The following is a 12,585-nucleotide window of genomic DNA, read 5'->3' as shown; positions in this document are numbered from 1 at the left end:
CGCGCTTTTTGCTCTTTACATTCGTGCAAAACGGAACTCTTAGATCATGCACTCCTTATCCTCGCCGGAGGGGCCTCTCTCCACCGCAGGCAGCGTATAACGGCTCATGTCTATCTGCAAATCCCGGACGAAGTTGCTGTCGTGCTTAATGTTGTGCAGATACGTATGGGCGTCCACGTCCCGGCGGCTCATTTCAATGACAGAGACGGCGATGTTGGAGCAATGGTCGGAAATACGCTCGAAGTTGGTCAAAAGGTCATTGAGCACAAAACCCAACTGGATGGTGCACGCCCCACATTGCAGACGGTCAATGTGCCGCAGGCGGATTTCCTCAATCAGCCGGTCAATCGTCTCCTCCAGCGGCTCCACGCGGACGGCAGCCTCCGGGTCGTTGCTTGCAAAGCAGCCCATGGCCTGATCCATAATGTCCTCCAGCGCACCCTTGAGGACACTCAGCTCCCGCCGGGCGGCGTCGGAAAATTCCAACTGCTTGTCGTGCAGCTCCTGCGCCGACTCCTGTACGTTCAGCGCGTGGTCGCCCATGCGCTCAAAGTCCCCGATAGAGTGGAGAAGCCGGCTTACCTGACGGCTGCTCTCCCCTGAAAGTCCGTGACGGGAAATCTGAACCAGATAATCACCCAGACGGTCCTCGTAAATATCCAGCTTGTCCTCGTTTTCCAAAATCTTCGCTTCCCGGGAGGAGGAATAGCTTTCCAACTGCTCCATAGCCAACAAAACGTTTTCCCGGGCAACCTTTGACATTTCTCCCACCATAGACACAGACTCATTGATGGCCACGCCTGGGGTACGCAACAGCAGGGGGTCGAGAAACGCGAACTGGTCCTTTTTCGTATCCGTCTTAACCAGCACGCATGCCAGCTTTTCAAGCTGCTTGGAGGCGGGGAGCAGAATAAGGGTGGTAAAGACGTTAAAAATGGTGTGGCACAAGGCAATGCTGACCGCACCCGCCGTTTCGTTCATAAACGATAGGTCTACCACGCTTCCCACGCCGTAAAGTAAAATCAGGCAAATGACGGTTCCGATGATGTTAAAGGAAATGTGGACCGCCGCCACCCGCTTTGCGTTGCGGCTCACGCCGATGGAGCTGAGGATCGCGGTGACACAGGTGCCGATGTTCTGGCCCATGATGACAGGGATGGCCATGCCGTAGGTAATAGACCCAGTGATGGCCAGCGCCTGCAAAATACCCACGGATGCGGCGGAGGATTGGATGACACCGGTCACCACCGCGCCCACCAGAACGCCCAGCATGGGATTATTGAACGCGGTGAGAATGCTGGAAAATTCGGGCATGTCCTTCAGTGGACTGACAGAAGCTGCCATCAGCTCCATACCGTACATCAAAATGGAAAAACCCATAAAAATACGGCCGATGTCCCGCCGTCTCTGTTTTTTGGAAACCATGATGAGTAAAATTCCCGCCAGCGCAACCAGCGGCGCAAAGCTCTCCGGCTTGATCAGGTTTACCCATACGTTTTCGCTCTCGATTCCGCTGAGGGAGAGAATCCATGCGGTCAGCGTGGTTCCGATATTGCTGCCCATGATCACGCCCACGGTTTGCCCAAGCTCCATCACGCCGGAGTTCACCAGCCCCACCAGCATCACCGTCATGGCGGAGGAGGATTGAATTGCAATGGTGATGCCTGCGCCCAGCAGCAAGCTCTTCATCGGATTGGAGGTCATGCGCTTGAGCGTTCGCTCAAGCTTGCCGCCTGCCATTTTCTCAAGGCTGTTGGACATGATGTTCATGCCAAAGAGGAAAAAGGCCAGACCTCCGCAGAGGGTGAAGACGGAAAAAATGTCCATCAAACGGTTCTCCTTTGTCGTTCGCGGGACAGACTCGTCTGTTTCCCCGCCGCATTTCGTATGTAAACGCAGCCCGTAAAAAGTCGCGTAAGGTTATTATATAAAAAATTTGTCACGATAGGAAGCCCCTCGGTATAAATTCCTTATAAAAATTTCCCGCAGGTCACGCTCCGCCCCAGAATTCCGCCAGACCCGGCACAGCCGCGCGGCCCTGGAAATAGCCGTCCTGCCACAGGGCACGGATTTTTTCTGTGTCTCTCTCCGTGCGGGAATAACCCTCTGTGGTCGCCGGGGCAATCACCATGGCCCGCCCCGCCCTCTCCAGCGCAAACAGACGCTCCCGGTTTTCATTGTACGCGTCCGCCCGCCAATCCATGGTTTCGAGAAACTTAGGATAATGCCGGTAATGCCGCCGAATCAGACTGTCGGACTTTTCCGGCTTGCGGACATAAGACCGTTCCCGGGTCAGCACCACCAGAATGCGGTCACAGCCCTTGTCCAGCGCCCTCTGCCAGGGAATAGGGTCAGCGCATCCTCCGTCCAGATAAGGCTGTCCGCCAATGTGAAAGACGGGGAACAGCAGGGGCATGGCGCAGGTGGCCTTTAAAACGGCAGACTGCACACTGTTTCGGGGAATGGGGAGATAGTCTGCCTTTCCCGTGTCAAGATTTGTCAAAACCGCCTCGGCCTCGCCGGGGTAAGCAGCAAACGTCCCGTAGTCAAAGGGAATGTACCGGTTAGGAATCTCCTCATAAGAAAACTTCAGCCCAAAATAGCACCGATTGCTGGGATTGAGCAAGTTTTTCACACCCATATACCGTTTATCATTGGCGTAGTGACAGAGAATATTCAAATTTCTCCATTTCTGCCGCGAGAGATAACTCACTCCGTAGGCCGCCCCGGCGGACACGCCGATGAAATAGTCCGGCATCAACCCCGCGTCCAGCAGCGCATCGCACACGCCGGTGGAAAAAACGGTGCGCAGCGCGCCGCCCTCCATCACAATTCCTGATTTCATAGTATCACCTCAAAATGCTTAAAGAGGCCTCTTGGAGGGGCCGTTCTTTATCATACGCTTTTTTTGCCGCCGGGGCAAGCCCAGCGGCAAAAAAGGCACAAAGACCCAATCACGAAGCTTCGGCTCCGCAAAAGTTCACTTCCTCCGCAGAGTTCCTGTCCCATGCCAGAAAAAAATGGACAGGCGGCAAAAAACGGTTCAGGCACACAAAACGCCCCGCCGGGGCCATGCCTCGGCGGGGCGTTTCTTAATAGTACGACTTACAGCATCCCCATCAGGTTGAACCCGATAATCAAACCGGAAAACACGATGGATACGGTGGAGCAAAGCTTGATGAGAATGTTCAGGGACGGTCCGGAGGTGTCTTTGAAGGGATCGCCCACGGTATCGCCCACAACGGCGGCCTTGTGGCAGTCGGAGCCCTTTCCGCCGTGGTGGCCGGACTCGATGTACTTCTTGGCGTTGTCCCATGCTCCGCCGGCGTTGGACATAAACACCGCCATAGCAAAGCCCGTGACGGACACGCCGCCAAGCAGGCCCACCACGCCCTCAGGCCCCAGAATCAGGCCGGTCAGAATGGGGACAATAATGGCGAGCAGGGCCGGAGCCACCATTTCCCGCAGGGCGCCCCTGGTGCAAAGGCTTACGCAGGAGGCGTAATCCGGGTCGCATTTCCCCTCCATAATTCCGGCAATCTCCCGGAACTGGCGGCGAACCTCCATCACGATGGACTGTGCGGCGGTCTGCACGGCGCTCATAGTGAACGCGGAGAACACAAAGGTCAGCATCGCGCCGATAAACAGGCCCACCAGCACCGTGGGGCTGGTGATGGACAGGTCCATGGTAAATCCCTTTTGCTCCACGATGTTCACATAGGACACCAGCAAAGCCAGCGCGGTGAGAGAGGCGGAGCCGATGGCAAAGCCCTTGCCGGTGGCGGCGGTGGTGTTGCCCAGAGAATCCAGCGCGTCGGTCCGCTCCCGCACCTCTTCGGGCAGGCCCGCCATCTCGGCGATGCCGCCTGCGTTGTCGGCCACGGGGCCGTAAGCGTCCGTCGCCAGCGTGATGCCCAGCGTGGACAGCATGCCCACTGCGGCGATGCCAATGCCGTACAGGCCCTTTGCAAAGTCGCCGCTGCCGGCGGCAAAGAAGCTGATGACCACCGCGGCAGCCACGATGAGAATGGAGGCCGCTGTGGAGCGCATGCCCAGAGAAAGGCCGCCGATAATGACGGTAGCGGAGCCGGTTTCGGAGGAAGCCGCCAGCTTTTGGGTGGGCTTATAGGTGTCGGAGGTATAGTATTCCGTAAAATAGCCGATGGCACAGCCGCCCACCAGCCCGCAGAGAATGGCCACATACACGCCCCAGTTGCCGACGGTGTAAAGCGTCAGCGGCGCGGCCAGCACGGCGGAGAGCACAGCGGCAAGATATGTACCGGTGCGCAGAGAGCGCAGGAGGGACATCTGGGTGGCATCCTCCTTCGTCTTGACGAAAAAGGAACCGATAATGGAGCACACGATGCCGCACACCGCAATCAGCATGGGCAGCAGCATGCCCGCATAGCCATATCCGGCCACGGCGGACAGGGCGAAGGACGCCAGAATGGAACCGACATAGCTCTCGTACAGGTCTGCGCCCATACCGGCCACGTCGCCCACGTTGTCTCCCACGTTGTCGGCGATGGTGGCGGGGTTGCGGGGATCGTCCTCGGGGATACCGGCCTCAACCTTACCCACCAGATCCGCGCCCACGTCGGCTGCCTTGGTGTAGATTCCGCCGCCCACACGGGCAAACAGAGCCATAAAGGAAGCACCCATGCCATTCATCACCATGATGTTGGCAAGCTGGCCCGCATCGGTGATGCCGAACAGGCCGTGCAGCAAAAAGTACCACGTGGAGATATCCAGCATACCAAGGCCCACGACGGTGAAGCCCATGACCGAGCCGGAGGAGAACGCCACCCGCAGGCCCTTATTCAGGCTCTCGGATGCGGCCTGTGCCGTGCGGGCGTTGGCGTTGGTGGCAATTTTCATGCCGATAAAGCCCGCCAGCATAGACCAGATGCCGCCGGTGAGGAAAGCAAACGGCGTGAACTTCGAGAGCATTTCTCCGCCGGAAGCGAAGGCCATCACCAGCAAAATGACAAACACCACGGCAAAGACCTTTGCCACGGTGGCATACTGGTGCTTCAAATAGGCGTTGGCGCCCTCCCGGATAGCAGCCGCAATTTTCTGCATTTTCTCCGTTCCCTCGGAGTAGCTCATGACCTTCTTCTTTTGCACCCAGGCAAAGCCAAGTGCAAGCGCAAAGCCGACAAAGCCGATCCAGAACATGTTTTCCATAGGTTTTCTCCACTCCTCTTCATGCCGTAATTTGTTAGCTATTTTTTACGTCGCATACATTTTAACATACGGAAAATTTTTTACAAGATAGTATTACCTATGCATTTGCACGAAATCTTCCCTGTTTTTTTATCAATATTCAGCTTTGCCTCCAAAAATGTAGAGAGACAAGCTCTCTGGGAGCCTGTCTCTCATTGTTTTTTTAATATCCTGCAGAGGCCGCGCCGAGGAGGGGCTTAATATACCAGCGCAAAATCCGCAAATACCCAGCGGCCGTTCAACTCCCGATAGGGGAACGCATAAAATTCCGCACCGGTGACCGTGGTCTGATCTCTGTCCAGCAAGTCCACCGTCACATTGATCAGGTAAGACCCATCCTCCTCCCGCTCCACAGCGGCGGTGGCGGCGCCCTTTCCGGTGTCCGCCGGGCGGCCGTCAGGGCGGGCGTACAGCGCACCGTCAATATCCCGATAACGCGGAGCGGGCGTTTCCCGGTCCAGAAGGCGGGCAATCACATTCTCTGAAAAAAGGCTTTCCAGATAGGTCTCCAAATCGTTCAGCGTGTATAGTCCGGCGTATTCCACCCGCTGATAGTTTACCCCGTTTTCCTGCCGCATGGGACCCACGCAGGGCAGGGGATTCAGCTCAAACCACTCGTACGCGGCCACGGCCCGGTCATAGGCGGCAAGGACCTCCTCCTCCGTCATCTCCCGGGCGCTGCCTGTGGTTTCCGCCGCGTTCATCATTTCCGTGGACCCGGCGGCATCCTCCTGGGGCGAAGCAGCCACAGTCTCCGCCGGTTCTCCGCTGGAAACGGCAGGAAAAACAGCCACCCCCGCCAAATCACCACAGCCGGTCAGGAGCGCGGCGGACAAAAACAGCGCAGCATATTTCTTTGCGTTCATACAGGCGTTCCTCTCCCTTCCGCGGGTTTGGCGGACGGTCCGCCAAAATTTCCCTTTGTGGTTCAAATGTATCACATCTATGGGAAAAAATCCACTGATTTTTCCAGTTTTCCGCCAAAAAACAATCTATTTTTTACTTTAGTGGGGATACAAGTCCATTTTTGCCCGCCGAGACTCGTTTTACTCCCAAAGCGCCAAAAAACGCCGCTGAGGCTCTCCCTCGCGGCGTCAAATCCATCCTATTTCGTTTTGCGTGGGGCGGCAGCGGCCTGCCGGGGCGCGTCCGCCTCCGGTTCAGGTCCAATTTCTTCCCAAAATAGAAAAAACCCACGCTTTTACAAGCGCGGCTCCGTTGCTGCCTTAGCGATCGCTGGGTACCTGCGTGGCAGTGCCATAAATCAGGTCGTCCAGATCAAACGCTGTGAACTTGTCGTTCTGCATCATTGTATGCGCCTCCTCTCTGTTCTTTTGTAATTTTTATTATAGCTACTTTTTTTCAAAATGCAAGTGCTTTTTGACGCTTGTTACAAAAACTTAACATTTTTTTATGCGCATCTTACAATTCAACTCTTTTAACATTTTTGGGTAAACTCTATTTTACACCCAAAACGCTGTCAGACATCCCTTGGTTTTGTCATATCTCACGAGACGCCCCTCAGAAAAGGCAAATTATTTTTGGTTCTTTGTTGAATTTTCATCTCGTCAGAGGTCATAAATTTATGTTATAATCACCATACGCGAGGTGGCAAGGACCACTTGCATTCGCCGTAAGTCGTCGCCGTATTTTTTCGGCGGCCCGGACCGCACCGCTTCGGCGGTGCGAAGAACGGTTTGAGGGACGCTGTTGATGAAAAAAGCTACCGTGCGCCGCCGCATTGCGGAGTCGGCGCTGATTTTTCTGGCATTGGCCGGTTTTGTAATTTGGGACAACAACGCGCTGGAGGTAACCCGGGCGGAGTTTTCCTCCGTCCGCCTGCCCGCCGGGTTTGACGGGCTCGTGGTCGTTCAGCTTTCAGACCTTCACGGGAAGGAATTCGGAGAGGGAAACAAGCGCCTGCTGGACGCGGTGGCGGCTCAGTCGCCGGACTTGATTGCCGTTACCGGCGATTTGGTGGACGAAAATACGAAGCGGCCTCTTCAATACGCCGCCGCCATCGGCGGGGCACTGTCGGCTTTGGCTCCCACTTATTATGTGACGGGGAACCACGAGTGGGCCTTACGGCAGGCGGAAGACGTCTGCGCCGCGCTGGAGAGCGCGGGCGTGACCTGCCTTAGAAATCAAACCGTCCCCATCGAGCGGGACGGAGAGCGAATTCTTCTCTCTGGCGTGGACGACCCCAATGCCTATGCCGACCAGAAAACGCCCGAGGACATGACGCGGGAACTGCTGGAAGCCTATGGGGAAAACGATTTTCGCCTGCTGCTGGCCCATCGGAACAACCTCTTTGCCACGGAGTATTACCGGCTGGGCTATGACCTGACTTTGGCCGGTCACGGCCACGGCGGCCTTGTCCGCCTTCCCTTTACCGACGGGTTAGTAGACCCACATCAGGGTTTGTTCCCGTCCTACACCTCCGGATTTTACACGGTGGAGGGCGCAAAGCTTTTTGTGTCCCGGGGCCTTGGCAATATTTTCCCTTCCGCGCGGCTGTTTAACCGGCCGGAGGTGGCAGTTCTGACGCTGCGGCGGGCGCTATGATTTCAGTCCCTGAACGGGGCTTTTTTGAGGATTGATCATGAGAGAATTTCATGCCGCACAATTTGATATCGCAGTGATTGGCGCGGGCCACGCGGGAATTGAGGCGGCGCTGGCGTCCGCCCGGCTGGGCCTGCGCACCGTGGTGTTCACCATCAATTTGGACGCGGTGGGCAACATGCCCTGCAACCCCGCCATCGGCGGCACCGGCAAGGGCCACCTTGTCCGGGAGCTGGACGCGCTGGGCGGTGAAATGGCAAGGGCCGCGGACGAGTGCTGCATTCAATACCGCCTTTTAAACCGAGGGAAAGGCCCTGCGGTCTGGTCCCTCCGGGCGCAGGCGGACCGGCGGAAATATCAGGAGCGGATGAAGCACACACTGGAACGGCAGGAAAACCTCACCGTCCGTCAAGGCGAGGCGGTGGAAATCCGCATCCGGGACGGCGCGGTGAGCGAGGTGGTGCTTTCCACCGGGGCGGTGTATTCCGTCCGGGCGGTGATTATTGCCTCCGGCACCTATTTAAACGGACGGACGCTGATCGGCGAGTGCGTGGAAGCCTCCGGCCCCGACGGGATGCACGCTGCGAACCGTTTGACGGACGCTCTTGTGAAGCTTGGTTTACCCCTGCGCCGGTTTAAAACCGGCACGCCGCCCCGCGTCAACGCCCGCAGCGTGGACTTTGACGAGATGGAGCTGCAGGTGGGGGACGAGTCGCCCCCGCCCTTTTCCTTTACAACCGAAACGCCGCCGGTGAACCGGGCGGTCTGCTGGCTGACATGGACCACGGAGGAAACAAAGCAGATTGCGCTGGACCATCTGGATCGCTCTCCCATTTACGCAGGAGTCATCGAGGGCGTAGGCCCCCGATACTGCCCCTCCTTTGAGACAAAGGTGGTCCGCTTTCCCGACAAAAAGCGCCACCAGTTGTTTGTGGAGCCCATGGGGCTGAATACCGAGGAGCTGTATGTGCAGGGCTTCTCCTCTTCCATGCCGGAGGAGATTCAGCTTGAAATGCTCCACAGCGTTCCGGGCCTTGGGCGCGCGGAAATGACCCGCCCGGCCTATGCCATCGAGTATGACTGCGTAGACCCCACTGCCCTGTATGCAACGCTGGAATCCAAAAAGATTCCGGGGCTTTACGGCGCAGGGCAGTTCAACGGCTCCTCGGGCTATGAGGAGGCGGCGGTGCAGGGTTTTATGGCGGGGGTGAACGCCGCCATGAAGCTGCTGGGAAAGCCCCCCGTGGTCCTCTCCCGGTCGGAATCCTACATCGGTACGCTGATTGACGACCTTGTGACCAAGGGAACCGAAGAGCCCTACCGCATGATGACCTCCCGCAGCGAATACCGCCTGCTTCTGCGGGAGGACAACGCCGACCGGCGGCTGACCCCCATCGGCCACCGCATCGGCCTGATCTCTGACGTCCGTTTGCAGGCGGTGGAGGAAAAATACGCCCGGGTGGACGCGGAGATTCGCCGCCTGACCCATACGGGCGTCGGCCCCTCGGCGGCTTTATCCGCGTTTCTCGCGGGAAAGGAGACAGCGGATATCACCGACGGCTGCCGCCTGATCGACCTGCTTCGCCGTCCCGGCGTCCACTATGAGGAGCTGTCCCCCTTCGACCCCAGCCGCCCGGCCCTGACCCTCGCCGAGGCAGAGCAGGTGGAGCTGAACGTGAAATACGAGGGGTACATCCGCCGGCAGGAAAAGCAGGTGGAGGATTTCCGCCGCATGGAAGGCAAGGCACTTCCCGTGGATTTGGATTACGCCTCCATCGGGGGACTTCGTTTGGAGGCCCGGGAAAAGCTGGCCGACCTCCGCCCCTCCGACATGGGACAGGCATCCCGGATTTCCGGCGTATCCCCGGCGGACATCGCCGTTTTAATGGTTTATCTCAGCCGCTGACTTTGCCAGCACTCAGCCCGGCCAAGTCATCTGAAAAATGCGCGCTCTGGAAGACGGCGCGCGGTTTACTTTCGGGAAAAGGAAGTTATACTATGATTCTCGACCTGACGCACACCATCCGCGAAGACATGCCGGTTTATCCCGGCACTTCTCAGCCCGTGTTCCAGTCCACCGGAAATCTGACCCGGAACGGCTATCGGGAGACGCTGCTTCAATTTGCCTCCCATACCGGCACGCATATGGACGCGCCCTCCCACATCCTGTCCCACGGATCCACGCTGGACGTGCTGCCCGTATCTCAGTTCTGCGGACGGGCGGCGGTGGTGGACGTGTCCGCCCTTGCCCCCGGCGAGGTCATCACAGCGGAGTTTCTGCGCAGCCTCAATGGCGCGGTGCTGTCCACGGACTTTGTCCTGTTTTATACCGGCTGGGAGAAAAAGTGGGGGACCGACGCCTATTTTGAAGACACCTTTCCCGTCCCGGATAAGGAGGCGGCCCAGTATCTCGTCTCCTGCGGCTTAAAGGGCGTGGGGACCGACGCGCTGAGTGTGGACACACTGGCTACCCCGTGCCGCCCGGTTCACAAGGTGCTGCTTGGCGGCGGACTGGTAATTGTGGAAAGCCTGTGCCTAAAAAAGGTGGTGGGCCGGAAGGACATGATGTTTTTTGCCCTGCCGATGAAATTTATGGATGCGGACGGCGCGCCCGTCCGGGCCATCGCGGAGTTCCGCGATTTTTCGGAAAAGGAGGAAAGCTCTGAGCCATGAAAAAGCTTCTTGCCATCCTGATATGCAAGGCGGGCCGCTTTGTGGGAAAGCTGGTGGGGCGCGGCAGCTCCCTGCCCGGCAAGTACGCGCTGCGGATCTGCCCGGACATTCTGCGTCAAGTGACGTTGCCCCCGCTGGTAATCGCCGTCACCGGCTCCAACGGCAAGACCTCCACCGTGGAGATGATTGCAGCCATTTTGCGGGCGTCTGGAAAAACCGTGGTGTATAACGAGGAAGGCTCCAACCAGATTGAGGGCGTCACCACCACGGTGCTGACCCACTGCACCCTTGGCGGCGTGATGAAGGCCGACGTGCTGCTGATCGAGTCAGACGAGCGGTACGCCGTCCACAGCTTTCAATTTTTCCATCCCACCCATTTCGTGGTTACGAACCTGTACCGGGACCAGTTGACCCGGAACGGCCACCCCGAGTGGGTGTTTGACGCGCTTTCGCCCGCCATGTTTCCGGAGACGCGGCTGATTCTCAACGCCGACGATCCTCTTTCCGCCTGCTTCGGCGTGAACCGGGACAACGTGAAATGGTTTGGGCTGGAGCGCTGTTCCATTTCCACGGAGGAACCCTCCGGGGTCTACCACGACGGGGCCTATTGCCCGGTATGCAAGTCCCCCATGAAGTATCGCTACTACCATTTCAACCACATCGGCAGCTATTTCTGCAATGAGTGTGAGTTTACCCGGCCCTTTGAAATCGACTATGCCGCCACGGAGCTGGATTTGGATGAGGGAATTTTGCGCATCGGCGACGCGATGACCGTTCATCTGGCCTTTCGCAGCATTTATAACGTCTATAATATTCTGGCGGCCTGCGCCGTGTGCCATGAGTGCGGCGTGCCGGTGGCGGAACTTGCAAAAACCATTGACAATTATATCCTGAAAAATGGGCGGATGGTCCGCTTTCTGCTGGGCGCGCACCACGGGATGCTGCTCACCAGCAAGCACGAAAACTCCATTGCCTACGACACGAACCTGCGTTATGTCCGGGCCACGGAGGACCCCTGCACGGTGGTGGTGATTGTGGACGCGGTGAGCCGCAAATACTACACCAGCGAAACAAGCTGGCTGTGGGACATCGACTTTGACCTTCTGAACTGCGAGCAGGTGCAGCGGGTGCTTTTATGCGGACAGTATGCGTCCGACCTTGCGGTGCGCCTGTCCTTTACGGACGTGCCGGGAGAGAAAATTGAGCTGCACCCCGACATTGCCGAGGCGTGCGAAGCCTTGAAGAACGACGGGGCGGAGGACGTGTACGTCCTCACCTGCTTCTCCGACCGGGATAAGCTTCTGGCCCATGTGGAAAAGGAGGCTGTGTGATGGAGCTTCGGTTTTTGCACATCTATCCCGACCTGATGAACCTGTACGGGAGCTGGGGAAACCTTGCAATTCTGCGCCGTCACTTGGAGGATATGGGCAACTCTGTGACGGTGGAAACACTTCGCCCCGGAGACGCGATGGACTTTTCCGGTGCGGACTTTGTGTTCGTGGGCGCGGGGACGGAGCGCAGCCAAAAGGCGGCCATCGAGGACTTTGTCCGTTTTGGAAAGGAGCTTCGCGCCGCCGTGGACGACGGCGTGGCCATGCTTTTTTGCGGAACGGCCATGCAGATGCTGGGCCAGTCCGTCACGGATGCGGCGGGAAAATATTATATGGGTCTTCGGGTGGGCGCTTTCAGCAGCCAGCAGGGGAAGAAACGGTTTGTGGGAGACGTATACGGACACACGGACCTGTATGAGGAGCCTGTGGTGGGCTTTATGAACTCCTGCACGCTGGTAAGCGGCATCGTCACGCCCCTTGTGACAAAGCTCACCTTAGGCTATGGCAACGAGAAGGAGCAGGGGCCGGAGGGCTTTCGGAAAAACAACGTGTTTGCCTCCGAGCTGACGGGTCCCCTTCTTGTGAAAAATCCGCCCCTTCTGCGCCACGTGATTTCCGCTATTTACGGCCGGCGGGGCGAAGAGCTGCCCGAGCAGCTCCCCATTTACCGGATGGAGGAGGAGGCCTATGCCACCGCCTGCCGGGAGCTTTTGGCCCGGCTTGAAGCTGATAAAGCACACTGAAAACCTTTTTGAAGAATCACGCAGCGCACCCGCCGTCTCATGAGACGGCG

General features: G+C 57.8%; 9 protein-coding genes. 5 read left to right on the top strand and 4 right to left on the bottom strand.

Annotated features, from left to right (window positions below):
* Window positions 1-39 precede the first annotated feature (39 nt).
* From B2W96_RS05570 to B2W96_RS05555, 4 genes are all read right to left on the bottom strand, one after another.
* Complete coding sequence (locus tag B2W96_RS05570) at window positions 40-1,827, bottom strand: Na/Pi cotransporter family protein (protein WP_293009298.1); 1,788 nt, start codon at window positions 1,825-1,827, stop codon at window positions 40-42.
* Window positions 1,828-1,990: 163 nt separating this feature from the next.
* Window positions 1,991-2,845, bottom strand: a complete 855-nt coding sequence (locus B2W96_RS05565) for a patatin-like phospholipase family protein (RefSeq protein ID WP_293009297.1) — start codon at window positions 2,843-2,845, stop codon at window positions 1,991-1,993.
* Window positions 2,846-3,105: 260 nt separating this feature from the next.
* Complete coding sequence (locus B2W96_RS05560; RefSeq protein ID WP_293009296.1) at window positions 3,106-5,187, bottom strand: sodium-translocating pyrophosphatase; 2,082 nt, start codon at window positions 5,185-5,187, stop codon at window positions 3,106-3,108.
* Between the two features lie 236 nt (window positions 5,188-5,423).
* Window positions 5,424-6,092 carry a hypothetical protein gene (locus tag B2W96_RS05555; RefSeq protein WP_293009295.1) on the bottom strand — a complete coding sequence of 223 codons (669 nt, stop codon included), beginning with the start codon at window positions 6,090-6,092 and terminating at the stop codon, window positions 5,424-5,426.
* Between the two features lie 847 nt (window positions 6,093-6,939).
* On the opposite strand from B2W96_RS05555, the gene B2W96_RS05550 reads away from it, so the two are divergent.
* The 5 genes from B2W96_RS05550 to B2W96_RS05530 all read left to right on the top strand — a co-directional run bounded on the left by B2W96_RS05550 (window position 6,940) and on the right by B2W96_RS05530 (window position 12,535).
* Window positions 6,940-7,791, top strand: coding sequence for a metallophosphoesterase (locus B2W96_RS05550; RefSeq protein ID WP_293009294.1), 852 nt, complete (start codon window positions 6,940-6,942; stop codon window positions 7,789-7,791).
* 37 nt (window positions 7,792-7,828) lie between these two features.
* Entirely contained in the window at window positions 7,829-9,694 is a 1,866-nt protein-coding gene (gene mnmG / locus B2W96_RS05545; protein ID WP_293009293.1) for a tRNA uridine-5-carboxymethylaminomethyl(34) synthesis enzyme MnmG, read from the top strand.
* A gap of 92 nt (window positions 9,695-9,786) precedes the next feature.
* Entirely contained in the window at window positions 9,787-10,461 is a 675-nt protein-coding gene (locus tag B2W96_RS05540; RefSeq protein ID WP_293009292.1) for a cyclase family protein, read from the top strand.
* Window positions 10,458-11,792, top strand: coding sequence for a Mur ligase family protein (locus tag B2W96_RS05535; RefSeq protein WP_293009291.1), 1,335 nt, complete (start codon window positions 10,458-10,460; stop codon window positions 11,790-11,792). Before B2W96_RS05540 ends, B2W96_RS05535 begins: the two co-directional genes overlap by 4 nt.
* Window positions 11,792-12,535, top strand: a complete 744-nt coding sequence (locus B2W96_RS05530; RefSeq protein ID WP_293009290.1) for a type 1 glutamine amidotransferase — start codon at window positions 11,792-11,794, stop codon at window positions 12,533-12,535. Before B2W96_RS05535 ends, B2W96_RS05530 begins: the two co-directional genes overlap by 1 nt.
* Window positions 12,536-12,585: the final 50 nt, after the last annotated feature.

Origin of the sequence: Oscillibacter sp. UBA6647 (assembly GCA_002455655.1) — a bacterium.
In the GTDB taxonomy this organism is placed as follows: Bacteria; Bacillota; Clostridia; order Oscillospirales; family Oscillospiraceae; genus Oscillibacter.
The sequence above is the reverse complement of the archived record's forward strand: the minus strand, read 5'-3'. Positions and strand labels throughout refer to the sequence as shown.

Bases quoted from the DNA above. Each gene is read 5' to 3' on its own strand.
- B2W96_RS05540 (WP_293009292.1), top strand. From the start codon at position 9,787: ATGATTCTCGACCTGACGCACACCATCCGCGAAGACATGCCGGTTTAT.
- B2W96_RS05530 (WP_293009290.1), top strand. From the start codon at position 11,792: ATGGAGCTTCGGTTTTTGCACATCTATCCCGACCTGATGAACCTGTAC.
- B2W96_RS05550 (WP_293009294.1), top strand. From the start codon at position 6,940: ATGAAAAAAGCTACCGTGCGCCGCCGCATTGCGGAGTCGGCGCTGATT.
- B2W96_RS05560 (WP_293009296.1), bottom strand. From the start codon at position 5,187: ATGGAAAACATGTTCTGGATCGGCTTTGTCGGCTTTGCGCTTGCACTT.
- B2W96_RS05565 (WP_293009297.1), bottom strand. From the start codon at position 2,845: ATGAAATCAGGAATTGTGATGGAGGGCGGCGCGCTGCGCACCGTTTTT.
- mnmG (WP_293009293.1), top strand. From the start codon at position 7,829: ATGAGAGAATTTCATGCCGCACAATTTGATATCGCAGTGATTGGCGCG.
- B2W96_RS05555 (WP_293009295.1), bottom strand. From the start codon at position 6,092: ATGAACGCAAAGAAATATGCTGCGCTGTTTTTGTCCGCCGCGCTCCTG.
- B2W96_RS05535 (WP_293009291.1), top strand. From the start codon at position 10,458: ATGAAAAAGCTTCTTGCCATCCTGATATGCAAGGCGGGCCGCTTTGTG.
- B2W96_RS05570 (WP_293009298.1), bottom strand. From the start codon at position 1,827: ATGGACATTTTTTCCGTCTTCACCCTCTGCGGAGGTCTGGCCTTTTTC.